The sequence below is a fragment of the Yokenella regensburgei genome (assembly GCF_003634235.1).
GTDB classification, from domain to species: Bacteria; Pseudomonadota; Gammaproteobacteria; order Enterobacterales; family Enterobacteriaceae; genus Yokenella; species Yokenella regensburgei.
The window spans coordinates 1807470-1833553 of the sequence record NZ_RBIZ01000003.1 but is presented as its reverse complement, the minus strand read 5'-3'; the positions used below and the strand labels follow the sequence as shown (position 1 = coordinate 1833553).

22 protein-coding genes and 1 tRNA gene are annotated in these 26084 nt (G+C 53.6%); 11 read left to right on the top strand and 12 right to left on the bottom strand.

Annotated features, from left to right (window positions below):
- Positions 1 to 75: 75 nt before the first annotated feature.
- The gene (locus C7387_RS09045; RefSeq protein ID WP_120816530.1) at positions 76 to 840 is read right to left on the bottom strand and encodes an AraC family transcriptional regulator; all 765 of its coding nucleotides are present in this window, start codon (positions 838 to 840) and stop codon (positions 76 to 78) included.
- 335 nt (positions 841 to 1175) lie between these two features.
- A complete protein-coding gene (gene hdeA / locus C7387_RS09040; RefSeq protein ID WP_006819388.1) occupies positions 1176 to 1490 on the bottom strand; it encodes an acid-activated periplasmic chaperone HdeA in 315 nt (104 codons plus the stop codon).
- Between the two features lie 244 nt (positions 1491 to 1734).
- On the opposite strand from hdeA, the gene C7387_RS09035 reads away from it, so the two are divergent.
- Positions 1735 to 2310 carry an HdeD family acid-resistance protein gene (locus tag C7387_RS09035; protein ID WP_120816529.1) on the top strand — a complete coding sequence of 192 codons (576 nt, stop codon included), beginning with the start codon at positions 1735 to 1737 and terminating at the stop codon, positions 2308 to 2310.
- A gap of 49 nt (positions 2311 to 2359) precedes the next feature.
- Here the strand turns inward: C7387_RS09035 and C7387_RS09030 are convergent, their stop codons facing one another.
- Both C7387_RS09030 and adiA read right to left on the bottom strand, forming a co-directional pair.
- Positions 2360 to 2890 (bottom strand): helix-turn-helix transcriptional regulator, encoded by a 531-nt coding sequence (locus C7387_RS09030; protein WP_120816528.1) that lies wholly within the window; start codon positions 2888 to 2890, stop codon positions 2360 to 2362.
- Positions 2891 to 3018: 128 nt separating this feature from the next.
- Entirely contained in the window at positions 3019 to 5286 is a 2268-nt protein-coding gene (gene adiA, locus C7387_RS09025) for an arginine decarboxylase (protein ID WP_038258420.1), read from the bottom strand.
- 293 nt (positions 5287 to 5579) lie between these two features.
- On the opposite strand from adiA, the gene C7387_RS09020 reads away from it, so the two are divergent.
- Positions 5580 to 7103 carry an EAL domain-containing protein gene (locus C7387_RS09020; protein WP_040903459.1) on the top strand — a complete coding sequence of 508 codons (1524 nt, stop codon included), beginning with the start codon at positions 5580 to 5582 and terminating at the stop codon, positions 7101 to 7103.
- A 33-nt stretch (positions 7104 to 7136) separates the two neighbouring features.
- On the opposite strand, the gene C7387_RS09015 is transcribed toward C7387_RS09020, so the two are convergent.
- The 3 genes from C7387_RS09015 to C7387_RS09005 form a co-directional block, all read right to left on the bottom strand.
- Positions 7137 to 8531 (bottom strand): diguanylate cyclase, encoded by a 1395-nt coding sequence (locus tag C7387_RS09015; protein ID WP_040903461.1) that lies wholly within the window; start codon positions 8529 to 8531, stop codon positions 7137 to 7139.
- 77 nt (positions 8532 to 8608) lie between these two features.
- Complete coding sequence (locus C7387_RS09010) at positions 8609 to 9091, bottom strand: hypothetical protein (RefSeq protein ID WP_006819394.1); 483 nt, start codon at positions 9089 to 9091, stop codon at positions 8609 to 8611.
- Positions 9084 to 9848: a winged helix-turn-helix domain-containing protein gene (locus C7387_RS09005; protein ID WP_120816527.1), complete on the bottom strand. Its 765-nt coding sequence runs from the start codon at positions 9846 to 9848 to the stop codon at positions 9084 to 9086. Before C7387_RS09005 ends, C7387_RS09010 begins: the two co-directional genes overlap by 8 nt.
- A 149-nt stretch (positions 9849 to 9997) precedes the next feature.
- Between C7387_RS09005 and agp the strand changes: the two genes are divergently transcribed.
- Positions 9998 to 11239 (top strand): bifunctional glucose-1-phosphatase/inositol phosphatase, encoded by a 1242-nt coding sequence (agp, locus tag C7387_RS09000; RefSeq protein ID WP_006819396.1) that lies wholly within the window; start codon positions 9998 to 10000, stop codon positions 11237 to 11239.
- Positions 11240 to 11294: 55 nt separating this feature from the next.
- Here agp and C7387_RS08995 read toward each other — a convergent pair whose 3' ends face one another.
- Positions 11295 to 11522 (bottom strand): YccJ family protein, encoded by a 228-nt coding sequence (locus C7387_RS08995; protein WP_006819397.1) that lies wholly within the window; start codon positions 11520 to 11522, stop codon positions 11295 to 11297.
- Positions 11523 to 11542: 20 nt separating this feature from the next.
- A complete protein-coding gene (gene wrbA, locus C7387_RS08990; RefSeq protein WP_038258412.1) occupies positions 11543 to 12139 on the bottom strand; it encodes an NAD(P)H:quinone oxidoreductase in 597 nt (198 codons plus the stop codon).
- Between the two features lie 375 nt (positions 12140 to 12514).
- Here wrbA and C7387_RS08985 point away from each other — a divergent pair, with 375 nt between their 5' ends.
- The 3 genes from C7387_RS08985 to rutR all read left to right on the top strand — a co-directional run bounded on the left by C7387_RS08985 (position 12515) and on the right by rutR (position 14418).
- Positions 12515 to 12688 carry a con-10 family general stress protein gene (locus C7387_RS08985; protein ID WP_006819399.1) on the top strand — a complete coding sequence of 58 codons (174 nt, stop codon included), beginning with the start codon at positions 12515 to 12517 and terminating at the stop codon, positions 12686 to 12688.
- Positions 12689 to 12845: 157 nt separating this feature from the next.
- On the top strand, positions 12846 to 13760 hold the full coding sequence (locus C7387_RS08980; protein ID WP_120816526.1) for a DMT family transporter: 915 nt from the start codon (positions 12846 to 12848) through the stop codon (positions 13758 to 13760).
- Positions 13761 to 13779: 19 nt separating this feature from the next.
- Complete coding sequence (gene rutR, locus C7387_RS08975; protein ID WP_006819401.1) at positions 13780 to 14418, top strand: HTH-type transcriptional regulator RutR; 639 nt, start codon at positions 13780 to 13782, stop codon at positions 14416 to 14418.
- On the opposite strand, the gene C7387_RS08970 is transcribed toward rutR, so the two are convergent.
- Positions 14415 to 14810, bottom strand: a complete 396-nt coding sequence (locus C7387_RS08970) for a lysozyme inhibitor LprI family protein (RefSeq protein WP_006819402.1) — start codon at positions 14808 to 14810, stop codon at positions 14415 to 14417. The two genes, rutR and C7387_RS08970, sit on opposite strands and share 4 nt — an antisense overlap.
- 61 nt (positions 14811 to 14871) lie before the next feature.
- The gene (putA, locus tag C7387_RS08965) at positions 14872 to 18834 is read right to left on the bottom strand and encodes a trifunctional transcriptional regulator/proline dehydrogenase/L-glutamate gamma-semialdehyde dehydrogenase (RefSeq protein WP_120816525.1); all 3963 of its coding nucleotides are present in this window, start codon (positions 18832 to 18834) and stop codon (positions 14872 to 14874) included.
- A 425-nt stretch (positions 18835 to 19259) separates the two neighbouring features.
- On the opposite strand from putA, the gene putP reads away from it, so the two are divergent.
- The 5 genes from putP to phoH all read left to right on the top strand — a co-directional run bounded on the left by putP (position 19260) and on the right by phoH (position 25546).
- Positions 19260 to 20768, top strand: coding sequence for a sodium/proline symporter PutP (putP, locus tag C7387_RS08960; RefSeq protein ID WP_006819405.1), 1509 nt, complete (start codon positions 19260 to 19262; stop codon positions 20766 to 20768).
- Between the two features lie 206 nt (positions 20769 to 20974).
- Positions 20975 to 21808: an iron uptake transporter permease EfeU gene (gene efeU, locus C7387_RS08955; protein WP_006819407.1), complete on the top strand. Its 834-nt coding sequence runs from the start codon at positions 20975 to 20977 to the stop codon at positions 21806 to 21808.
- A gap of 42 nt (positions 21809 to 21850) precedes the next feature.
- A complete protein-coding gene (gene efeO, locus C7387_RS08950; protein WP_120816524.1) occupies positions 21851 to 22978 on the top strand; it encodes an iron uptake system protein EfeO in 1128 nt (375 codons plus the stop codon).
- A gap of 5 nt (positions 22979 to 22983) precedes the next feature.
- Positions 22984 to 24267: an iron uptake transporter deferrochelatase/peroxidase subunit gene (gene efeB / locus C7387_RS08945; RefSeq protein ID WP_006819409.1), complete on the top strand. Its 1284-nt coding sequence runs from the start codon at positions 22984 to 22986 to the stop codon at positions 24265 to 24267.
- A 490-nt stretch (positions 24268 to 24757) separates the two neighbouring features.
- Positions 24758 to 25546 (top strand): phosphate starvation-inducible protein PhoH, encoded by a 789-nt coding sequence (phoH, locus tag C7387_RS08940; protein WP_038258398.1) that lies wholly within the window; start codon positions 24758 to 24760, stop codon positions 25544 to 25546.
- 412 nt (positions 25547 to 25958) lie between these two features.
- Here phoH and C7387_RS08935 read toward each other — a convergent pair.
- Positions 25959 to 26046: transfer RNA gene (locus C7387_RS08935), tRNA-Ser, on the bottom strand.
- Positions 26047 to 26084 lie beyond the last annotated feature (38 nt).

Sequence of the window (26084 nt, the reverse complement as noted above, 5' to 3'; positions counted from 1 at the left end):
CTGCCGGCATTATTTTAGATGGCTCAGGGGGGTATGTCCGTTGCCGATATAATTATGGCTGATGTCATAATCTGGTCAGGCAGTCAGACACTCCTGGCGATGTTGTGTGACATAATGTAACGGAGTCGTGCCATAAAATGTCTTAAATACTGAAATAAAGTAAGATGTACTTCGGTATCCACATAATTGTGAAATCTGCGAGATATTCTTATCTGCAATTAATAACTGTTGCGCGGCATAGCGCATTCGGCAATCCGTAATTATCTGGCTATAGCTGGTGTCTTCATACTTTAGTTTCTTCTTTAGCAAGCTGGGGCTCAGGCAGAGTGCGCTGGCGACCAGGCTTAAGTTCCACTCTTTGTGAATATCACTCTGGATAATCTGGTACACACTATCTTTAACGCTATTACGCAGCATTTGCATGATCAGGGCAATGAACCCGGGACTCTCAAGAAAGATAGAGAGGACGGTAAACAATAAGGAGCGGGTACGCTCAATTTCACAGGCCTCATTGGTTTCAAGGACGCTGTGCAGCGCCGCTTCACGGAATACGTCGGGCGTTCGGCAGTGGCGCGAAATAACGGGAATGGCTTGCCGAGGCCATGGGGTGATCTGCGTCAGATCCCTATTCAAAAACTGCAGATAATCATTCAAAATCGAGCGACTCATATGCGCAACCAGTGCATTATCTAAGTAGGAAAAATCGATAATGTTATTATTGCAAGAAATTACGTTTAAATGGTTTGCTGGTAATATTAACGAGGTTGTATCGTTTATTTTTACATCAACGTCTTTTCCAGTCAAAACTACCACGCAGGGGGCACTACTACAAAGTCTCATTCTCGCACTCCGGGAATACGAATAAGAAATACCTCAATTAAAAGGGGGGGTATTGAGGCTAATAAGGTTAATTGTATGATGAAATCACAGCAGGCATAAAATACACTACCAGATGATAATTTCAATTAGGGTCAGGAAATCACGGGTGTAAATTTTTTATGACAGCAGTGGCAAGATTCTGGTGTGTTTTGTGACGGGGTTGACAATGAGAGAAAATGAAGGAAGAGGAACGCTTTAAATATAGCCAGCAGGAGCGATGTTGTAATCGTTTACTCATGATCGCCCCCACTGAGGGACCCGTTAAGTCTAAAATGGCTTAACGGGAATGTCTTTGACTAAATATGCTGTTTAAATTTGTCCCACTCGCTTTTTACTTTGTCTTTAAAACTGGCTTTTTGGTTTTCTGTACAGGCCTGCACCACGGCTGGAGTCACAGTTTCAATACCTTTAACATCCATAATGGCATCTTCCGGTTTATCTTTACTGTTTAATGCTTCGGCAAAACCGACAGCCGTTGGCTGGAAAGAGGAATCCAGTGCCAGAAAGTCTTCGCAGGTCCAGTTGTTTACTGGTTTTTGTGTTTCAGCTGCCTGGCTAAGAGCAGGAATCAACAGCAGGCTACCAAGAATAAGACCGGTTACTTTCTTCATTTTTAAATCCTCAATAACACATTTAACGTTACGTCGCTATTATATCACTCTCAGCATTGTGAACCAGTTTCCAGGGATATTTCATTGGCTTTCTCTGTTTGCAATAAATGGCTATAAATCAACGAGTTGTTGTGGCTTTCGGAGTTTGTTATCAGAATAAATTATTAAATCTACTTTATCGGTTTGCACGCGTTTACGGTAGATTTACGCCGTGTTTTTATTTTTAGTGTTATGAAGGTGTAATATGTTAAATATCAATCAGAGTATTATTTCTAAACTTGATGTGAAGGTGCTTGAGAAACAAAAAAATCTGCTCAGACTGATTGCTGCTCTGATGCTTATTGCCGGCGTTCTGTTTATTGCGTTTCCCTTTATCTCCGGTGATATCCTTGCCTTGATTTTGGGCGTGGTGCTGATCTGTAGCAGCATCGCCTATATGGCGATCATGATAAAAAATCGGGTGCATAATTTTTGGCCAGTGGTGTCAGGTATCCTGGTCTGTTGTGCGTATGTTGTGATGGGCTACCTGTTTATCACCGCGCCGGAACTTGGCCTGTTTGCGATAGCCACTTTCCTCGCATGCCTGTTTGCCCTTGGCGGGGTCATCCGTATTACGGCCTGGTTTAACCATCGCCAGGTCAAAGGAAGCTGGCTTCAGCTGGTTATCGGCGTGCTCGATCTGTTGATTGCCTGGTGCTTCATCAGCGCTGCGCCGCAGGCATCAATCATGATGGTTTCTCTGGTGGTAGGGATTGAGCTTATTGTGAGCGCGTTTAGCTGCTGGGTTCTGGCGAGCGCTTTCAAGAAATCACGGACGTAATGAAAATGATCTACCCGGTGACGGGTAGATCATTCAAGATAAGGGATATTTAAAAGTAGGAAGAGATATTGAGGGTCACGATATCGCTCATCCTGCGCAGTTTTAGTTTGAGCATGATATTAAATTTCTGGCTACGCAAGGTCTTCTCTGAAATATTCAAGGCTGATGCAATATCGTCGTTATCTTCTTCATTTAAAAAATGGCTGACAATTTTAAACTGATTGTGTGAGAAACCCATTTTGGGTTTGCAATAGGCGGCCTGGCTTGCGGTTAGCAGCGATAGCCATTTTGTCAGTGACATCCTTCTGTTCACGAAAAGTATCGGCGAACGGCATTTTATCTTACTGATGTGAAAGGGGGCCAGCACGATAATTCTGTCCACGTTGAGAGACTGGATGATGCTGACCGCATTATCGTCGATAACGTTGTTGTGGTAGACGTCGATAATCACTTTGCTTGCAGGGTCCGCTATCTGTTTACCGATATCCGAAAGGCCCTCTGCTCTGATGACTTTTTCATTACTCAGTAAATGTGTCACCCCCTGGAAAAGGAATTCATCTTTGGTGACCATTAAAATCATAATCAGGCTCCATATCTGAAAAAAGGCGCGGGGCGACCCCGCGCAAAATAAGACTCAGGATTTAAATCTACTGCTCTATATTCCAGGCTTTTAAACAAACGGTATTATGCTAAAAGCCGTCGATTACCTCAGGCCTTTATGCACATGACGTGATAAATGCCATCAATAATTTCTGTACCTTCGGTTTCATGCTCGAAACCAGGGAACTCGTGGTCCCAGGACTGCAGGGCATGCAGGTAGGCAATTTGTGGGCTGGTGCTATCACCAAAGTTTTCCCCGGATAACAGCATCGGAATTCCTGGTGGATACGGGATGACAGAGTTCGCCGCCACGCGGTTCGGCAATCCTTCTATCGCCACCATCTCAACGTTATCGGACACGATAGCCTGATAAGCATCACGCGGGGTCATCATGGCTTCCGGTAAAGAGGCGTAGGCGGCATTGAGGCTGGCACCAGGATTGTTGGTTTTCAGCCAGGCGAACATTTTGTCGCCTAAATCATGAACGCCCATAGCGCCGTAAACGTCCGGGTACTGATTTGCCAGCTCCGGCATGACCTGTGACAGGGGAGCATTATTGTCGTAATGGCGCTTAAAGGAGCACAGGGTATTGATAAGCGTTCCCCATTTTCCGCGAGTCACACCCATCGAGAAGAGGAACATTATCTGGAAGTCGGTGGTGCGGGTTGGCACGATACCATGGCGTCCAAGCCAGGCGGTAACCAGCGCGGCGGGTACACCGCTTTCCAGTAGATTACCGTCATCCCCCATACCCGGCGCCAGAATGCTGACCTTAATTGGATCCAGCATGCTCCAGTTATCCGGTAAATCTTTAAAACCGTGCCAGCTTTCTCCCGGGCGCATGACCCAGCAGTTTTGATCGCGGCTCAGCAGTTCAGCCGGCGCATCCTCAAACGCGACCTCTTTACCGGTTTGCGGATCGACAACCGTTTCTTTGTTCCACGGCTTGAAGAACCAGTCGTTGCTGTCGGTAAACTCGCGATACAGACGTGCCATGGCCTGACGGAAATCGACGGCTTCGTCGATCACTTCCTGGGTCAGCGACAGCCCGCTGTTGCCGTCCATCATCGAGACCGCAATATCATTGGACGCGCAGATGGCGTACAGCGGCGAGGTGGTGGCGTGCATCATGTAGGCCTGATTGAAACGGGAGAAGTTCACCGCGCCGCGCCCTTCGCGAACATGAATGTAGGAAGCCTGAGAAAGCGCATTCAACAATTTATGCGTGGAGTGGGTAGCGAAAATGGTCGGGCCGCTGTGATCGCCTGGGTTGCCGCGCATCGCGAAATGGTCGGCGTACACCGGGTTAAAGCGTGCGTAGCCGTACCAGGCCTCGTCAAAATGAATGCGGTCACAGGTCTGCTCCAGCAGCGCCTGGGCATTTTTGGCGTTGTAGCACACGCCATCGTAAGTACAGTTGGTGATGACGCTGTAGGAGGGTTTATGGGCCGCATATTCGTGAGTCAGCGAACTGGTGCGGATTTTGTCCTGCAGCGCTTCTGGCTGCATCTCCTGCGGGTAGATAGGCCCAATGATGCCGTAGCGGTTGCGGCTGGGCACCATATAGACCGGTTTGGCACCGGTAAGAATAAGGCCCTGTTCAATCGACTTATGGCAGTTGCGGTCAATCACCACCACGTCATCATCGGTCATGCAGGCCTGCATAATGGTACGGTTGGAGCCGGAGGTGCCGACGACAACGGACCATGAGCGGTCAGCGCCAAATACCCGCGCCGCATTTTTCTCACTCTCACCGAAGGCGCCGGTGTGATCCAGTAATGAACCCAGCGAGGCACGTTCAATCCCCATATCGGTACGGAACAGGTTTTCGCCGTAATAGTCGTGATACATCCGACCGGCGGGCGTTTTAGTAAAGCCAACGCCGCCCTGGTGGCCGGGGGCCGCCCATGAGTATTCATGGATGCCGTTGTATTTCACGAGGGCAGAAAACAGCGGCGGCAGCATTTGCTGACGGTAGCGGTTCATGGCGGCAACCGCGCGTCCGGCGATGAAATCAGCAGAATCTTCGAGGATCCAGGCGAACTCATCGATAAGCTCCATCAGCTGCTGATCAATCAGAGCAGTGGCTTTTTCGCGCTCGCCCAGCAAAAATACCGGCACCTCTTGCTGACGCTCATGAAGCTTATCGAGTAGTTGGCGAACGCGTTGATGTTCATCTTTCTCTTCCATCTGATAACTGAACATCAGGCAATCTATGGCTTCATTCGCCGCAATGATAGCGTAGCCATCGTCGAGTGTAGTGGACTGCAGCACTTCAATATTCTGACGGCGCAGCGCTTCTGCCAGACGCGCTACCGCCGCGCCGACCCAGGTGTCCTGGTGCAGAAACTCGCTTTCAACAATTAATATTTTCATGTCGTTAACCCCTGTGTTGTGGTGGACGCGATAAGTAATACGCCGCGAGTTTCATGGAGTAAATACAACTCCGGGGGTTATCGACAGAGCAATTATTTTTATGGCTGATTCTGATATTTGTCGCCGTATGTCACCTCTGTCACGTTAATCATTTTGCGAGAAACATCACCTGGTAAACCCCTCATTGGCTATCTAAAATCGTTACATACCAGTAAGAGACTTTATTGCTGGTGAAGGCTCCACCAATTACTTTGCACAGCATTTAAAACGACAGTTCCTGGTAAGGAATGACTATGCGTAATGCCATGTTGTCTAAGCTGGTCCCTATCTCCTTATTTATTTTTGGCGTGTTTATCATCAATCTTCAGCTCTGGTATTCCGCACGCTTAAACAGCGCAGATGGTGCACGTCATGCAGCAGCAAATATCAATGCTATTCTCGATGAAGCAAGGAATGCGACGACCACGGCGCTGCGCGTAGCGGCGGATGGCTGTACCGGAGAGGGCGCTTACGCGCTGGGGACAGAGGCGGCCTTGAACCCTCATTTGCGCACCATTCTTATCTTTAAAGATGGAGACATCTGGTGCAGTTCGTTGCCGGGAAACCGGGTGCTGATTAATGAGCCAGAATCAATACCGGACGACCCGCTGAAGCTGCTTCCGGCCAAAGATACGGTGAACGATCGGCCAATACTTATCTATCAGAACGCCATTCAGCACGGCAGGGTGATGGTCACTATCAGCGACAGCCATGTGCGTGAGGCGCTGAGCACGAGTATTCATGATGCTGGCTATACGCTGGTGGTTGGGCAACAGATGATTAGCCGTTCCGGTGATGTTCAGCCGGTAGGGAAAAACCAGTCTACCAACGGGATATTCACCTCGAAGACTTATCCATTCAGCATTGACTGGCAGCTGCCGTCGTTTTTTAGCCTCGGCCGAATGTGGCGCCAGGGTGCCGGGCTGCTGTTTTTTATGTTAGTGCTGTCAGTTATGGCGGCTTATGTGGCGAAACGTTATCTGAATAAAACCACCACGCCGGAAGACAATCTGCGCAAAGCCATCGCCAACGGCGAGATTGTCCCATTCTATCAGCCGGTGGTGAACGGCCAGACAGGGGCTATTTATGGTGTTGAAGTGCTGGCGAGATGGAAGCATCCGAAGGTGGGGTTTATTTCGCCGGTGTCGTTTATTCCGATTGCGGAGAAATCCGGATTAATTGTGCCTTTAACCCAGAGTTTGATGAATCAGGTGGCTGCACAGATGAAGCCCATATTCAGCAAACTTTCTGATGGCTTTCATATTGGGATTAACCTGAGTGCCTCCCATATGAACGCTCCCAGCTTTATGGACGACTGCCTGCGCTATCAACAGGAATTTGCCGGGGCGAATATAAAACTGGTGCTGGAAGTGACCGAACGCGAACCGTTGTTTATCAACAAACAGCTGGTAGAAAATCTCAACCGCTTGCATGAGAAAGGCTTTGCGATCGCGCTTGATGATTTTGGTACCGGCTATTCCGGGCTGTCGTACCTGAATGATTTGAGCATTGATTATATTAAAATTGATAAGAGCTTTGTCGGCCGGGTTAATGGAACTGAGGAGTCAAGCAAGCTTATCGACTGCGTCATTGAAATGGCGCGTAAGCTGTCATTGCATATTATTGCGGAAGGAGTGGAAACCAAAGAACAGCTGGATTACCTGAATCGCAATCATATTACCCTGTTGCAGGGCTATTATTTCTTCAAACCCGTCACCTACATCAACCTGATTAAAATTCTGCTATCGAAAAACAAAGAGGCGGTGATTGTCGAGTAGCTCCCGGTTTCCCGGGAGCGGGCTGGAGATGTCTCAGGAATAGGGGGTATCTCCGAGGATGTACATTTCAATCCGGTTGCGACCCTGGCGTTTTGAGCGATACAGTGCTGCATCGGCTGACTGCACCAGCCGCTCGTAGTCCGGATGGCCGTCAAACATCGCGGCACCAATCGAAAGGGTCGTTGCGAGCAGCTTACCGTCAGGGGTTGTGATCGACTGGCGGGAGGCTTTGCTGCGGATGCGTTCGGCAATGCGCAGCGTCTCCGTCTGATTGGCCTCCGTCAGCACAATCAGAAACTCATCACCACCGTAGCGGAACACAAAATCGCTGCTGCGCACGTTGTCGTAAAATACCTGGGAGATTTTGCGCAATATCTCATCGCCGGCCGCGTGTCCGTAGCCGTCGTTAATCTCTTTAAATTTATCCACGTCGATAAGCAGAACGGAAAGTGGGGTTCCGGAACGGTTAGCGTGGGCAATCTCACGCTTGAATATCGCGGCGAGGAATCGCCGGTTAAGCAGCTTCGTCAGCACGTCCATCCCGACCTCGTGTTTGGCAACATCGTCAAACAGGCCCCGCAGCAGTGTGTTGATCTGCGCCGTATTGCTTTTCATCTGTAGGAGAAGTTCGGTGCGCTGATGTTTCTGTTTCGCGGTACGGGACGGGTCGCGGAAGCGGGAGAACAGCTCGTCGGTTTCCTGAATCAGTTTGGCAATATAACCCACTTCGGCAATGCCGCTGAAATAGTGGCGGCCTTTGTGTGTAAACCACATGCCGAAATCTGCGCGGCTGATAGGCGGTGTGCTGCCCAGTTCGGAATCCAGCATCACCTTATACATGACATCCATTTCCCAACTGAGCAGGCTGCCTATCTGCCTCTCTTTTTCCTCTTCGGCGTTCTCCAGTAATGAGAAAATACGATAGTTCTCATCGTCTTTCAGGCTGCTGCTCTCGCCAAAGGTAAAGGTGCGCGACATGATTTCCATCGCCAGATCGATGCTACACAGGGTGAAGCTTAACAGCTTCATCTTTTCGTCTTCGCGACCGCCTTCGGCGATGATAATCGGGATAAGGTTCTTTTTAATCACTCTGGCACCCATATCCACCAGTTGGATAGGAATGCCGATACGGGCATGAATTTCACCCACGTGCTGCTGGAGGGCAATAAGGGCATCCACTTCGTCGGCTTTACATGCCAGCACCCGCTGGATCCAGAGCGCCAGCGATTTCTTCAGCCGGGTTTCTACCTGATCGTTACTCAGAAACTCCTCTGCCTGCGGGTCGGCAAGCATGCGCTGATAAAACACTTCGCTTAATGCGCGCGCATGCGCATCAGCCAGCGCCTTAGCGCTGGCCTGCACGTCGGAATCGGTGTCTCTTAGCAGTTCAAGCCACTCTTCCCGAACTCTCGCAACGTAGCTCTGCATCATCGTTACCCTTTAGCCGTCTGTCTCTTAATAGTAATAGATGAGAGACATTCCGGGGGCTGAAGGGGAAAATCAGATTAGTGGGTACAGAGAAACACCGGGCGTTTTCCGATAGTAAACATAAAACCACGATGGCCCTGGGTCAGGATGGTGTAGCTGATGCTTTTACCTGGATAAACGTAAAAGTCAGGCAATATTGTCTCGATAACCGCGTCGGGTAGCGTTTCATCACGGGTGACTTTATTAACATCCGTCGAAATAAAATGGGCGCTGTCTTTATTCTCGCTCCAGACATAAGCGACATCACGGCGGATCACCCCGCTGATTTTATTATCGACGTAGTAGGTGCCGCTCACGGAAACCACCCCGGTATGTTTTTTCAGTGAATACATAAAATCCAGCGTCAGATTGGCCTGAGTGTTGTTATAAAACACCACCACGGGGGCCGTGCATTTTTCCGGATCGCGGTTCTGCTCTGCGCGCAGGTGAATAAGATGGCCGATCCCAAGACCAAGCAGGAGCAGGGCGAGGCAGCTTACCAGCAGCAGTTTTTTACTCATGTGCCGCCCCCCGGAAGAAAAGTGTTACACAGCCAGTGTCGCCACGCGTTTTATAAGGCTGCTGGCAAATTAGTGCCGCGACCGCGGGCGTACGACTGCTGGAAGGGAAATAGACCCACGGATATTTCTGGCAATCCATACCCGTTTTTAAAATCATGGTTTTGTAGCTTTCAAAGCGATTAACGCTTTCGATATCTTCATTTTTGGAGAAAAAGTGACAACCGTGGGTGGTTTCCACCAGCGTGTACTGGTCGTAAAAATTCTTATCAACGACGGTCTGCCAGGCCATATTACCCAGCGCAATACCGATGAACAGCGACCCCGTCATCCAGAGGACGGGTGCATAGCGTTTCAGCCAGGGTAATCGAGGGCGCCCTGGCTCGGCTGCTTTTTTCTCCTCCACCCGCACGGAGGCTTTGCTGATGGTGATTACGTTCACGCCAGGCTCAATCTGAAAGCCTTTGCGCGGAACCGTCGTTATCAGCGTATCTTCAGTCTCACCGACGGTACGTAATCCGCGACGGATAATAGATATGTTTTGATAAAGCGTATTAGCCGGCACCACCATGCCGTCTTCTTCCCATACTTTTTGGAAGAACGTTTGTTGCGCGACAACGGAGGGCGCATTTTCCAGCAATAGGCGTAAACAGCGGCTGGCGGGCGTCGTCAGAATAACGTTGAGGTCTGGCCTGGATAATGACGCCAGGCGATTCCTCTCTGGATTAAATTCAATATTATCGTTAATTATCCATAACATCGTATTGTTACCATGACAAAACGAATCGCGGCGAAAGCGATTAACAAGTATCTCTGAGTATAGCGTCGCCCGGCTTTGCGAAGCGAACCGCGGAATTATCTCATATATCTGCCACAATAGAGCATCACAAAAAGAGCGAGGAAATAGGGATGTATAAGACACTACTGGCAAGCGTTGTTGCCGCTTCTCTCCTGATGACCGGCGGCGCGCAGGCGCAAAGTGAACCCGACGGCTACCAGCTACAGCAGGTGCTAATGATGAGCCGTCATAACCTGCGGGCACCGCTTGCCAACAACGGTAGCGTGCTGGAGCAGTCCACGCCGAATCAATGGCCCGAATGGGATGTTCCTGGCGGCCAGCTGACCACCAAAGGTGGCGTTCTTGAAGTGTATATGGGGCACTATCTGCGTGAATGGCTGGCGGCGCAGGGGATGGTAACCACCGGTGAATGCCCACCGGCCAGCGATGTCTACGTCTATGCAAACAGCCTGCAGCGCACGGTAGCGACCGCGCAGTTCTTTATTACGGGAGCATTCCCGGGCTGTGATGTGCCGGTTCACCATCAGGAAAAAATGGGCACTATGGATCCCACCTTCAACCCGGTTATCACCAACGATACCGCTGCGTTCCGTGAAACGGCGGTGAAGGCGATGGAGAACGAACGGCAGAAAATGCATCTTGCGGATAGCTATAAGCTGCTGGAGCAGATGACGCGCTTTAGCGACTCACCGTCGTGCAAAGAGAAAAAAGTCTGCTCGCTCGCCGATGGAAAAGACACTTTCAGCGCTGATTACCAAAAAGAGCCTGGCGTTGACGGGCCTCTGAAGGTAGGTAACTCGCTGGTCGATGCCTTTACGCTGCAATACTACGAAGGCTTCCCGCAGGATAAAGTGGCGTGGGGCGAAATTAAATCCGAGAAGCAGTGGCGGGTCCTGTCTGAGCTTAAAAATGGCTATCAGGACAGTCTGTTCACCTCGCCTGAAGTGGCGCGTAACGTGGCGGCACCGCTGGTGAAATACATCGATAACGTGCTGGTGGGCGATGCAGGGAAAAGCGCCAAAATCACCGTGCTGGTAGGGCACGACTCCAACATCGCTTCTCTGCTGCGGGCGCTGGATTTTAATGACTACCAGCTGCCAAATCAGTATGAGCGCACCCCTATCGGCGGCAAAATCTTGTTCCAGCGCTGGCACGACAGCAATGCCAATCGCGACCTGATGAAAATTGAGTACGTTTACCAGAGCACTAACCAACTGCGTAATGCCGACGTGCTGTCACTCCAGGCGCCGCCGCAGCGCGTCACGCTGTCGCTGAAAGGCTGCCCGGTCGATGCTAACGGTTTCTGCCCGATGGATAAGTTTAACGAGGTGATGGCGCAGTCATTGAAGTAATGCCTGGCATAAAAAACCCCCGCAGTAGCGGGGGGATCGTCAGAGCGTGTGAAGATCAGACGTTTTTGCGTTCGATGGTTTGTTCGCCCCAGAAGAGCGCATCTTTGTCGGTTTTTTTAAAGGCGCGAACGAGCACGTCGTCGCTGCCTTCTTCCCAAATCTGTTCCGCCAGCTTTTCATCATAGTTGGCGACTTCGAAAATGGCTTCCGCAATCTCAGTTGAGGTGTTGCGAAGACTGGCCCACTCGCCGACGCGATGAGCTTTGGCTTCTGGTGTAGGCATCGTAATCCTCCTCTTCGGTATTAACCGTGTAACTTCTTCGCCAGGCCGGCGACATATTCACCCTGATAGCGGGCGATGGAGAGCTCCTCCTGGCTTGGCTGACGTGAGCCATCGCCACCGGCAATGGTTGTGGCACCATAAGGCGTGCCGCCGCGCACCTGGGAGACATCAAACAGTTCCTGAGCGGCATAGCCGATAGGGACAATCACCATCCCGTGGTGGGCGAGGGTGGTCCAGGTGGAGGTGATGGTTTGCTCCTGGCCGCCGCCGGTACCGGTTGAGCTGAAGACGCTGGCGAGCTTACCGTACAGCGCGCCAGAGGCCCACAGGCCGCCTGTCTGGTCAAGGAAGGTCCGCATCTGGCCGGACATATTGCCAAAACGGGTAGGGGTCCCGAAGATGATTGCATCGTAATCTGCCAGCTCCTGCGGAGTGGCAACCGGTGCGTTGTGCGTTTTCCCGCCCGCTTTGGCAAATATTTCCGCCGACATGGTCTCCGGAACGCGCTTAACGATAACCTCAACGCCATCCACTTTGTTTGCGCCTTCGGCGACCGCCTGTGCCATGGTCTCGATGTGTCCGTACATGGAATAAAAAAGCACCAGAACTTTTGCCATTTTACCTGACTCCTCGTTTTTCATGGGAAGCAGCTTTAGCTGCACTTAATTAAAGATATGCCGTGTGGCTGAGAGTGCAACTTTTGCCACCATTTCTTTGATTTATAACAAAATAATCACTCACTCTATTTGTAGCAAATTGAAACAATTTAGCCGGTGCGATTTTTATCAACCATAAGAGAACCTTATCATTCGCCGCGCCGCCATCTCACCCGAAAGTCTGATTTCCTGTTGCAGAATATTACTATCTCGTGGTCCTCCGGGTGGGCTCCACTAAGCTTAGTCCCACGGTGCGAAGCGTATTCGCAAACCGTGCAGCGAAAGCATTCTCGATGACCGAATGCAATATGATGTCTGAACCATTGGAGGTCAGTAATGGCAAACCATCGTGGCGGCTCCGGCAACTTTGCCGAGGACCGTGAAAGAGCATCAGAAGCAGGTCGTAAAGGAGGTCAGCACAGCGGCGGTAACTTCAAGAACGATCCGCAGCGAGCCTCTGAAGCAGGCAAGAAAGGGGGTAAAAACAGCCACGGAAATCGTAATAGCTGACGTGGCAGGTTGCGTGAAGATGTTGATTGAATAAGTGATATGCTCAATATCTCTCCCCCGCCGCCGGGTGCTCCCCGGCGGTTTTTTTATAGCACTTTCTTGCACTGCTGCCGCAGAATCTGCACACTAAAACGCTTATCCGGCTGCAGGCGGCGCTATGTCTCTCATTTCACGTTATCAGTTTTCCATCAAACCTCAGGAAGCCATTCTGATCCTCATTACTATGTTCTGGGGAGGAACCTTTCTGGCGGTGCAGTACGCGGTAACGATGAGTGGACCATTTTTCTTTGTCGGATTGCGCTTTGCCACCGCCGCGCTGGCGGTAACCCTGCTCTCATTACGCACCCTGCGCGGGCTCACCTTTGCTGAGTTTAAAGCCGGGGCAATAATCGGCGTATCGATAGCGCTCGGCTACAGCCTGCAAACCTGGGGGCTGCAGTATATTTCCAGCAGCAAATCGGCATTTATTACCGCCATGTACGTGCCGCTGGTGCCGCTTCTGCAATGGCTGTTCCTGCGGCGGATGCCCGGCATGATGTCTTGTGTCGGGATCGTGCTGGCATTTATCGGGCTTATCCTGCTCGCCGGGCCGGAGAACGATCTGCTGGCATTGGGTACCGGGGAGCTCATCACCCTCGCAAGCGCATTGGCGATTGCGGCGGAAATTATTCTTATCAGTAAATGGGCGGGAAAAGTCGATGTCCGCCGGGTAACGATTGTCCAGCTGGCGACGGCTTCCGTGGTGGCTTTTGCCGCCATGGGCCCTGCCGGGGAAAGCGTGCCGCCGCTCTCTTCCGGGCTTTTGATGGTCGCGCTGGGTCTTGGCATTTTCAGTGCCATCATTCAGGTCACCATGAACTGGGCACAGCGTAGCGTTTCGCCGACCCGTGCCACGGTTATCTACACCGGAGAACCGGTATGGGCCGGTATTTTTGGCCGTATTGCCGGTGAGCGTTTACCGGCGCTGGCGCTGCTTGGCGGCGCCTTTATCGTACTAGGTGTGTTAGTCAGCGAACTGAAATTCAGGAAGAAAAAAACCGCCCCGGAGACCTCTGCTCAGCAGAATTCCTGAGGGATAACAGGAGAAGCGCATGAAAAAGGAAAATGAGAAGCACCTCAGCAAACACCGCCAGGCGGTCAATGCCCGTCGTGAGGCGATTCTTAGCGCCGCGTTAACCACTTTTTCGCAGTTCGGCATTCATGGCACCCGTCTTGACCAGGTGGCGGAGATGTCCGGCGTGTCGAAGAGTAATTTGCTTTACCACTTCCCCTCTAAAAATGTGCTGTATGTTGAAGTGATGCGCCAGATCCTCGACGTCTGGCTGGCGCCGCTGCGGGCGTTTCGCGAAGACCAGGCACCGCTGGTGGCTATCAAAGAGTATATCCGCCTGAAACTTGAGGTATCTCGCGATCACCCGGAGGCGTCACGGCTGTTTTGCCTTGAAATGCTGCAGGGCGCACCGCTGCTGATGGAGGTGCTAACCGGTGATGTTAAAACGCTGATTGATGATAAATCTGACATTATTGCGGGCTGGATCTACGACGGTAAGCTGGCACCTGTCGATCCGCACCATCTGATTTTCATGATTTGGGCCACCACCCAGCACTATGCCGACTTCTCGACCCAGGTCGAGGCGGTGACCGGCCGTACGCTGAAAGATCCGGTCTTCTTCCAGCGTACGGTGGAAAACGTGCAGCGGATGATTATCGAAGGCGTACGCGTTCGTTAATTGGCCGGCGGCAGCGGGCAGCTGGTGTCGCCTTCATCGCACTGCATCAGCGAAGCCAGAAACGCTTCGCGCTCGGTGCTCTTGTCTGCCTTGCACTGGTTTTCAATCATCGGCTGCATGCTGCCGCCGGTGACGCCAGAGCCCATGAACGCACAGTCGGCGTCACGCAGGGCAATCCATGCCACCTGGGCTTTCTTCAGCAGCTCCTGCTGCGCCGGGGTCGCGCGTTTCAGCACGTTCTGGTAAGTGTGGTTCAGTTTTTTATCGGCGGTTTGATACTGGGTCGCCGAACAGGTATTCATTTCGGTTTGCGTGCTGGCGCTGGCGCAATCGTCGGCCAGGGCGCTGGTGCTCAGCAGCAGTGCGCCAAGCGTTAAAAGTAAACGTTTCATTCTGGTGTTCCTGACTGAATAAAAAAAGGCTCCGTCTCCGGAGCCTTAATTAATCACAGCCTTAGCCAATTGTCATCAGGCTGGCGTTACCGCCTGCCGCTGCGGTGTTAATACTGAGCGAACGCTCATGGTACAAACGCTCCAGCAGCAGGTTGGTTTCGCCGCGGGCAAAACCCTGCACCGAGACAATGGCACCGTCGCGGCCCGCCACCTGCTCACACAGGGTGCGCAGCTGATCCGAATCCCCGTGGTAGATAACCGCGTCAAAGGACTGGGTCATCAGCGCATCGGTTTTGGCGAAGCGGATCCGTCCGGTCACTTCTTTCGGCAGTTTCTTACCGAGTGCGCGTTGCAGCGGCTCATCCGGCCACAGAACCTGGCTACCGACCGCCATGACGGCCGCGAGCTGGGTCAGCGCATCCTCTTCGTTATCCGCCACGCACAGCACGCGATCGCGCGGCATGAAGGTCAGGGTGTTGCGCTCGCCTGTTGGACCCGGCAGTACGCGCTGCGTACCGGCCTGCGCCTGCTCGCCGTACTGCTGGCACAGGCTCTTCAGCGCCGGATTGCCGGCAGCCCACTGGGTCAGCGCGGTTAACGGCTGTTCCAGCATCGCTTTTAGCTGAGTATCGACCGGACGTTCGGCATCCTGACGCGCCAGCGTTTTCAGCAGCGCATCTTCCGGGCGGCTCGCCAGCAGGCGATACAGATACAGCGGCCCACCGGCTTTTGGTCCGGTTCCTGACAGGCCTTCGCCGCCGAACGGCTGCACGCCAACCACGGCGCCGACCATGTTACGGTTCACGTACAGGTTACCGACGTGTGCACTGCCGGTCACCTGAGCGATGGTTTCATCGATACGGGTGTGAATGCCGAGCGTCAGACCATAGCCGGAGGCGTTGATCTGCTCCACCAGGCCTTCCAGCTCGTTACGGCGGTAGCGCACCACGTGCAGCACCGGACCGAAGACCTCTTTTTTCATCTCGTCGAAGCTATCAAGCTCAATCAGCGTCGGCGGAACGAAGGTGCCGCTGTTCCACTCGCGGGCATCTTCGCTGTTCTCACGCACCGCCTGGAACACATTGCGGCCTTTGCTGCGCAGAGCCTGAATGTGTTGCTCAATGTTGGTTTTTGCTTCTGCATCGATAACCGGGCCAATGTCAGTGGTGAGACGACCCGGGTTGCCCATCCGGCATTCGGCCATTGCGCCGCGCAGCATGGTCAGGGTGTGCTCGGCGATGTCGTCCTGCAGGCAGAGCACGCGCAGGGCAGAGCAGCGTTGTCCGGCGCTGTCGAACGCGGAAGCCAGCACATCAATCACCACCTGTTCGGTGAGGGCGGAGGAGTCGACAATCATCGCGTTCAGACCGCCGGTTTCGGCAATCAGCGGCGTCGGACGACCCTGGGCATCAAGGCGACCGGCAATGCCGCGCTGCAGCAGGGTAGCAACTTCGGTAGAGCCGGTGAACATCACCCCACGAACGCGGTTATCGGCGGTGAGCTTCGCACCCACGGTTTCACCACGGCCTGGCAGCAGTTGGATAACGCCTGCCGGAACCCCGGCTTCACGCAGGATAGCGATCCCCTGGGCGGCAATCAGCGGGGTCTGCTCGGCGGGTTTTGCCAGCACGCTGTTACCGGCAGCAAGCGCTGCGGCAATCTGCCCGGTGAAGATAGCCAGCGGGAAGTTCCACGGGCTGATACACACCACCGGACCCAGCGGGCGGTGGGTGTCGTTATCAAAATCGTCACGTACCTGACCCGCGTAGTAGTGGAGGAAATCCACGGCTTCGCGCACTTCGGCGATGGCGTTACTAAAGGTTTTACCCGCTTCACGCACCAGGATGCCCATCAGCTGCTGCATCTGGCCTTCCATCAGCACGGCGGCACGCTCGAGAATCGCGGCACGCTCCTGCGGCGGGGTGGCAAACCAGATAGGCGCATTGTTGACCGCGCTTTCCAGCGCCTGGCTGACTTCCTGCTCTGTGGCTTCACGCACATAGCCAACCACGTCTTTCGGCTCGGCCGGGTTGTGAACGGCCACCATGTCACCTTCAGCGACCGGATGCTCGAGCATCGGCGCGGCCTGCCATTTCTGCAGGGCGCTGTTGAGCAGTGAAGAGGAGAGGGACGCCAGACGGTGTTCGTTGGCGAGATCAAGACCGGCGGAGTTAGCGCGGCCTTTGCCGTACAGATCGCGCGGCAGCGGGATCTTCGGATGCGGCAGCCCGGGCATGCCTTCCTGCGCGGCCAGTTTTTCTACCGCTTCAACCGGATCTGCCACCAGTTCATCCAGCGGCAGAGTGTTGTCGGCAATCCGGTTGACGAACGAGGTGTTCGCGCCGTTTTCCAGCAGACGGCGCACCAGGTAGGCGAGCAGCGTTTCATGGGTACCGACCGGCGCATAGATGCGACATGGACGGTTCAGTTTGCCTTCCGCCACTTTGCCAACCACCTGCTCGTACAGCGGCTCACCCATGCCGTGCAGGCACTGGAACTCATACTGTCCCGGATAGTAGTTCTGCCCGGCGAGCTGATAGATAGCCGCCAGCGTATGGGCGTTGTGGGTGGCAAACTGCGGATAAATCAGGTTCGGTACGCCGAGCAGCTTCTTCGCGCAGGCAATATAGGAAACGTCGGTATACACCTTGCGGGTATAGACCGGATAACCTTCCAGGCCGTCCATCTGCGCACGTTTGATTTCGCTGTCCCAGTAGGCACCTTTCACCAGACGGATCATCAGGCGACGGCGGCTGCGGGTGGCCAGATCGATCAGGTAGTCGATGACGAACGGGCAACGCTTCTGATAAGCCTGAATGACAAAGCCAATACCGTTCCAGCCGGCAAGTTCTGGCTCAAAGCATAGTTTTTCCAGCAGATCGAGGGAGATCTCCAGGCGGTCGGCCTCTTCGGCATCGATATTGATACCGATGTCGTACTGACGCGCCAGCAGGGTCAGGGACTTCAGGCGTGGATAGAGTTCTTCCATCACGCGGTCGTACTGCGCGCGGCTGTAGCGTGGATGCAGAGCCGAGAGCTTGATCGAGATCCCCGGGCCTTCATAGATACCGCGGCCGTTCGAGGCTTTCCCGATAGCGTGGATAGCCTGCTGATAAGAGACCATATAGGCCTGCGCATCGGCAGCGGTCAGCGCCGCTTCACCCAGCATATCGTAAGAGTAGCGGAAGCCTTTTTCTTCAAGCTTACGGGCATTTGCTAACGCCTCAGCGATGGTTTCGCCGGTGACGAACTGCTCGCCCATCAGGCGCATCGCCATATCCACGCCTTTACGGATCAGCGGCTCACCGCTCTTACCGATAATACGGTTCAGCGAACGCGACAGGCTGGCTTCGTTATGGGTAGAGACCAGTTTGCCGGTAAACAGCAGACCCCAGGTCGCGGCGTTAACGAACAGTGACGGGCTACGGCCAATGTGCGACTGCCAGTTGCCGTTGCTGATCTTGTCGCGGATCAGCGCATCGCGGGTGGCTTTGTCCGGAATACGCAGCAGCGCTTCCGCAAGGCACATCAGCGCCACGCCTTCCTGAGAGGAGAGGGAAAACTCCTGCAGCAGGCTCTGCACCATTCCGGCCCGACCGCTGGCGGTTTTCTGGTTGCGCAGCTTCTCGGCGAGCTGATAGGCAAGCTTATGGGCCTGAGTGGCAATATTCTGCGGCAGACGAGCCTGCTCCATCAGCATCGGAACGGCGTCGGTCTCCGGGCGGCGCCAGGCGGCGGTAATGCTCGCACGGGTGACCGACTGCGGCAGAATTTGCTCAGCGAATTCGAGGAACGGTTGATGGTTTTCGTCAACCGGCGCGCCGGCTTCTTCACTTTCATTCGCGGCGCCGGAAAGCAGTGCCGGTAGTTCCGGCAGCGCGTCGTCAGTTTCCAGACGCTCCAGATAGTTAAAGATGGCCTGTTTGATCAGCCAGTGTGGGGTACGGTCAATGCGGGTGGCTGCCGTTTTGATCCGCTCGCGGGTGGCGTCATCAAGTTTGACCCCCATGGTGGTGGTGCCCATGCCATTAGCTCCTGTGTATGTTCTTTATCGCGCTTTTACGTAGTTACGCTGAAATATCCACCATGTTGCAACTTTGTGCAACCTTGTTAAATGCGACCTGGCTAGCAACTTTAAAAATGAATGAATTGTTAATAAAAAAATCGAGTTTACAGGTAGCGATGAATAATGCTCTGAGAGATACCGTGCGCCGGTTAACATATTTAAAAGGTGCAACCGGTCAAAACGTGAGCGAGTGCAACCTATGCAATATTTGTCCGCAAGGGTGAGTGCAATCGATGTAAATGCTGTGTTAAATCGTTTGTGAAAATTCAGGGTATCAGTCAGGATACTGTCCCCCTGGACAGTCACAGAACCCGCACCTCGTTCCGGTGAGGGAATAAAACGGCGAATAAAAAAATGCCGGGCAATAATTCTGGAGAGTTTTAATGGCTATTAGCACACCGATGTTGGTGACGTTTTGTATCTATATATTGGGCATGATCCTGATTGGATTTTTTGCATGGCGGTCGACAAAGAACTTTGACGATTACATTCTCGGTGGGCGAAGCCTGGGCCCGTTCGTCACGGCACTGTCTGCAGGTGCTTCCGATATGAGCGGCTGGTTGCTGATGGGGCTGCCGGGCGCGATTTTTATCTCCGGTATTTCAGAAAGCTGGATTGCGATCGGTCTGTGCGCAGGGGCATGGATCAACTGGAAGCTGGTTGCCGGTCGTCTGCGCGTGCATACCGAAGTCAACAATAACGCCCTGACGCTGCCGGACTACTTTACCGGCCGTTTTGACGACTCCAGCCGCGTGCTGCGTATTATCTCGGCGCTGGTCATCCTGCTGTTCTTCACCATCTATTGTGCATCCGGCATCGTGGCGGGAGCGCGTCTGTTCGAAAGCACCTTCGGCATGAGCTATGAAACCGCGCTGTGGGCCGGGGCCGCTGCCACCATCATTTATACCTTCATCGGCGGTTTCCTCGCGGTAAGCTGGACCGATACCGTGCAGGCGAGCCTGATGATTTTCGCGCTGATCCTGACGCCGGTTATCGTGATTATGTCGGTCGGTGGTTTCGGTGACTCGCTGGAAGTGATTAAACAGAAGAGCATCGAAAACGTTGATATGCTGAAAGGCCTGAACTTTGTCGCCATCATCTCTCTGATGGGCTGGGGTCTGGGTTACTTCGGTCAGCCGCATATTCTGGCACGCTTCATGGCGGCAGACTCCCACCACAGCATCGTGCATGCGCGTCGTATCAGCATGACCTGGATGATCCTGTGCCTGGCGGGTGCGGTAGCGGTCGGCTTCTTCGGCATTGCTTACTTCAACAACAACCCACAGCTTGCCGGTGCCGTGAACCAGAACGCCGAGCGCGTGTTCATTGAACTGGCGCAGATCCTCTTTAACCCGTGGATTGCCGGGATCCTGCTGTCGGCGATTCTGGCGGCGGTAATGTCAACGCTGAGCTGCCAGCTGCTGGTGTGTTCAAGCGCCATTACGGAAGATCTCTACAAGGCCTTCCTGCGTAAAAACGCTGGTCAGAAAGAGCTGGTATGGGTTGGTCGCCTGATGGTACTGGTGGTTGCGCTGGTGGCGATTGCGCTTGCCGCTAACCCACAGAACCGCGTGCTGGGCCTTGTGAGCTACGCATGGGCAGGCTTCGGCGCTGCATTTGGTCCAGTCGTGCTGTTCTCCGTGATGTGGTCACGCATGACCCGTAACGGCGCGCTGGCCGGGATGGTTATCGGTGCAGTTACCGTTATCGTCTGGAAACAGTTCGCGTGGCTGGGCCTGTACGAAATCATTCCTGGCTTCATCTTCGGCAGCGTGGGCATTGTTGTGTTCAGCCTGCTGGGTAAAGCGCCGTCTACCGCAATGCAGAAACGCTTTGCAGAAGCAGACGCACATTACCACTCAGCGCCTCCGTCTCGTCTGCAGGCGGAATAACGCTCTGCTGTACCGTCTGAGCCCGGTTTCGGGCTCAGGCAATCCGTCTGAATCCCCCAATTCCTTCCCCTGCTAACTTTTTACATCCTGTCATCATTCTCGATACATATCGCTTGCGTTTCTTTTTGCGGTAATGATAATCACAATCACTTAAATTTACTTTTCTTTGCACCGGTTGACGGCGATTCACATTTAAGGATGTCGGCATGTTTGTACCGTTTCTCATTATGTTGCGTGAAGGGCTGGAGGCGGCGCTGATTGTCAGCCTTATCGCCAGCTACCTGAAGCGTACCCAGCGCGGGCGCTGGATTGGCGTTATGTGGATTGGCGTGTTCCTTGCCGCTGCACTGTGCCTGGGCCTTGGGGTCTTCATCAACGAAACCACCGGTGAATTCCCGCAGAAGCAGCAGGAGATCTTTGAAGGCGTGGTGGCGGTGATTGCCGTCATCATCCTTACCTGGATGGTGTTCTGGATGCGTAAAGTTTCACGCAATGTGAAAAAGCAACTGGAAGAGGCGGTGGATAATGCGCTGCAGCGCAGTGGCAACCACGGCTGGGCGCTGATCCTGATGGTCTTTTTCGCCGTCGCCCGCGAAGGGCTGGAATCCGTCTTCTTCCTGCTGGCCTCTTTTCAACAAGACCTGGGTATCTGGCCACCGCTCGGCGCGATGCTCGGGCTGGCAACCGCCGTGGCGCTCGGATTCATGCTCTACTGGGGGGGGATCCGTCTCAATCTTGGTACGTTCTTTAAATGGACCAGCCTGTTTATTCTGTTTGTGGCGGCAGGCCTGGCCGCGGGCGCAATTCGTGCTTTCCACGAGGCCGGTCTCTGGAACAACCTCCAGCAGGTCGCATTCGACTTTAGCGGCGTGCTGACCAACCATTCGCTGTTTGGCACCCTGATGGAAGGCATTTTTGGCTACCAGGAAGCGCCAAGCGTCAGCGAAGTGGTGGTTTATTTCCTCTATCTGATTCCGGCGCTGGTGCTGTTTGCACTGCCGCCACGTGCCACCTCCCCGGCATCGGGCGCGGCGCGATAAAACACGTTGAATAGTTACAACATACTTTTTAAGGGATGTGTCATGACGATTAACTTCCGCCGTAGTGCGCTGCAGCTGGGCATCGCTGCGCTGTTCACCTCTGCTTTTGCAGCTCAGGCCGCCGATATTCCTCAGGTAAAGGTTACAGTAAACGACAAACAGTGTGAGCCTATGAGCGTCACCGTTGCCGCGGGTAAAACCCAGTTCATTATTCAAAACCACAGCCAGAAAGCGCTGGAGTGGGAAATTCTGAAAGGGGTGATGGTGGTTGAAGAGCGCGAAAACATTGCGCCAGGCTTCACCCAAAAGCTGACCGCCAACCTGCAGCCTGGCGAATATGAGATGACCTGCGGCCTGCTGACCAACCCGAAAGGCAAGCTGATTGTCAAAGGCGCGGCGTCTGCCGATGCGGCAAAAGCTGATGCCGTGCTGAGCCTTGGTGAAGCCATCACGGCGTATAAAGCTTATGTGACGGAACAAACCGCAGAGCTGGTAAAAAATACCAAAATCTTTACCGATGCCGTAAAAGCAGGGGATCTCGGCAAAGCGAAATCGCTCTACGCCTCGACTCGCCAGAACTACGAGCGTATCGAACCGATTGCCGAGCTGTTCTCCGATCTCGACGGCAGCATTGACGCTCGTGAAGATGATTTCGAGCAGAAAGCGGCCGATCCTAAATTCACCGGCTTCCATCGTCTGGAGAAAGCGCTGTTTGGTGACAACAGCACCAAGGGGATGGAGAAGTATGCCACTCAGCTGAACACCGACGTGCTGGAGCTGCAAAAGCGCATCAGCGAGCTGGCGTTCCCGCCGTCTAAAGTGGTTGGTGGTGCCGCAGGGCTGATTGAAGAAGTCGCCGCCAGCAAAATCAGCGGTGAGGAAGACCGTTACAGCCACACCGATCTGTGGGATTTCCAGGCCAACATCGATGGCGCACAGAAAATCGTGGATCTGCTGCGTCCGGAACTGCAGAAAGATAACAGCGCTCTGCTGGCGAAAATTGATGCCAACTTCAAGAAAGTGGACACCATTCTTGCGAAGTACCGTACTAAAGACGGTTTCGAGACCTACGACAAACTGACGGATGCCGATCGTAATGCGCTGAAAGGGCCGATCACGACGCTGGCTGAAGACTTGTCTCAGCTTCGTGGGATCCTGGGACTGGATTAAGCAACATGACCGATGAGAAACACAACGACGTGAACGAGCCGTCACGTCGTCGCTTACTAAAAAGTATGGGCGCACTGGGAGGCGCGCTGGCCCTCAGTGGAGGATGTCCGGTTGCCCATGCGGCGAAACCGCAGAGCGCACCGGGAACGCTGTCACCCAACGGGCGGATGGAAGTACAGCCGTTTTATGGCACCCATCAGGCCGGTGTTCTGACGCCACAGCAGGCGTCGATGATGGTGGTGGCGTTTGATGTGCTGGCGAGCGATAAAGCCGATCTTGAGCGCTTATTCCGTCTGTTGACCCAGCGTATCGCGTTTCTGACCAAAGGTGGTCCGGCGCCGGAAACGCCAAACCCACGGCTGCCGCCGATGGATTCAGGCATTCTCGGGGCCTATATTGCGCCGGACAACCTGACGATGACGCTCTCTGTCGGACAGTCGTTGTTCGATAATCGCTATGGTCTTGGCGATAAGGCACCGAAAAAACTGCAGAAAATGACGCGTTTCCCGAACGATGCGCTGGATGCCTCACTGTGCCACGGTGACCTGTTACTGCAAATTTGTGCCAACACGCAGGATACGGTGATCCACGCGCTGCGTGACATCATCAAACATACGCCCGATCTCCTGAGCGTGCGCTGGAAGCGGGAAGGATTTATTTCCGACCACGCCGCGCGCAGTAAGGGCAAAGAAACCCCGGTTAACCTGCTCGGCTTCAAAGACGGGACGGCAAACCCGGACGGCACCGACAAGCCGCTGATGGATAAAGTGGTGTGGGTGACGGCGGATCAGGGGGAACCAGCCTGGGCAGTCGGCGGCTCTTATCAGGCGGTGCGTATTATTCAGTTCCACGTTGAGTTCTGGGACCGTACCCCGCTTAAAGAGCAGCAAACCATATTTGGTCGCGACAAGCACAGCGGAGCACCGCTTGGGATGCAGCGCGAGCACGATGTGCCGGACTACAGCAAAGATCCGAACGGCGAGGTTATTGCGCTCGACAGCCACATTCGTCTGGCCAACCCGCGCACCAAAGAAACCGAATCCAGCCTGATGATGCGCCGTGGCTACAGCTATTCGCTCGGGGTGACCAACTCCGGTCAGCTCGATATGGGTCTGCTGTTTGTCTGCTATCAGCATGATCTGGAGAAGGGGTTCCTGACGGTACAAAAACGGCTTAACGGCGAGGCGCTGGAGGAATACATCAAACCGATTGGCGGTGGCTATTTCTTCGTTCTGCCGGCCGCGAAAGACAGCCAGCACTATCTCGGGCAAACCCTGCTTGAGGCCTGACGCAAAACCTGCCTTCGGGCAGGTTTCTTTTTTTCATTACGCCGTTCGCTGAAATAATACTGTCATAGGAATGTCAGACACTGCGTTCAGCCGATAAGATTTTTTTGTTATCTTTTGGTAAAAATAATGTTGCATCAATAGCGGAAGTTGGTGTAATTATTACTTAAGCGGTAGTTCCCGGCAGTGATGTGTTTCACTATGGAGATCGCTAATGGTAGCGTCCTGTACTGGACAAGTCAGAACAACGATGACCCGCATCACCCAGCGCGGAGGCCCAAACTCCGGCAGCGATTTCTTCACCCCTGAATTTATCCTCAACTCTCCAGTTAGCAAATCCACCGATGCTAGCCAGGATGCATTTTGTCCTGCTATGGCATCTCATACAGCAGCAAGCAATGGCTTACAAGGAAGCCAAACCTCAGACGTTCGTACGCATAATCGCGCCCGTTCCGGTGCGTGTGATGAATACCAACAACTCAAGGTGCTATCCATGGGAAGACAAAAAGCAGTGATCAAAGCTCGTCGCGAAGCAAAACGTGTGCTGAGACGGGATTCACGTAGCCATAAGCAACGTGAAGAAGAATCGGTCACCTCGCTTGTGCAGATGAGTGGCGTCGAAGCAATTGGCATGGCCCGGGAAGGTCGTGATAGTTCTCCAATTGAAGCGCGCAATGAGGCTCAGGCGCACTACCTGAATGCTATCGAGAGTAAACAGCTGATCTTTGCCACCGGGGAAGCCGGATGCGGTAAAACGTGGATCAGCGCAGCGAAAGCAGCAGAAGCCCTGATTCATAAGGATGTGGACAGGATTATTGTCACCCGTCCGGTTCTGCAGGCCGATGAAGATCTCGGCTTCTTACCCGGAGACATATCTGAGAAGTTCGCGCCTTATTTCCGCCCGGTTTACGACGTGCTGGTGAAACGGCTGGGGGCTTCTTTTATGCAATATTGCCTGCGACCTGAGATTGGGAAGGTGGAAATCGCGCCGTTCGCCTATATGCGCGGACGTACCTTTGAGAATGCCGTTGTGATTCTGGACGAGGCCCAGAACGTGACTGCCGCGCAAATGAAGATGTTCCTTACACGCCTCGGGGAAAACGTGACGGTTATCGTGAACGGTGACATCACCCAGTGCGATTTGCCTTCTGGCGTGAAGTCTGGCCTGAGCGATGCGATGGCGCGTTTCGAGGAAGATGACATGATAGGTGTGGTGCGTTTTGGCAAGGACGACTGCGTGCGTTCAGCGCTCTGCCAGCGCACGCTGCATGCCTATAGCTAATAGTGGTTGTGCTGTCTTCAAAGCCCGGGAAACCGGGCTTTGCTTTTGGTGTAGTCTTTGTGTTGAGTGGTGCTGCAACAGGCGAAAAAAAAGCCCGTACTTGCGTACGAGCTCTTCTTCAAATATGGCGGTGAGGGGGGGATTGACTCGCTTCGCTCGCCCTGCGGGCAGCCTGTTCGCTACCAGGCGAAAAAAAAGCCCGTACTTGCGTACGAGCTCTTCTTCAAATATGGCGGTGAGGGGGGGATTGACTCGCTTCGCTCGCCCTGCGGGCAGCCTGTTCGCTGCGCGCTCAGTCTGTCCACCTGGCTGTCGCCAGTTGTCGAACCCCGGTCGGAGCTTCTCATCCCCCCACGGGGGGGCAACAGGCGAAAAAAAAGCCCGTACTTGCGTACGAGCTCTTCTTTAAATATGGCGGTGAGGGGGGGATTCGAACCCCCGATACGTTGCCGTATACACACTTTCCAGGCGTGCTCCTTCAGCCACTCGGACACCTCACCATATTGTCTTTCCAGCATCGCTGGAACGGGCGCTAATT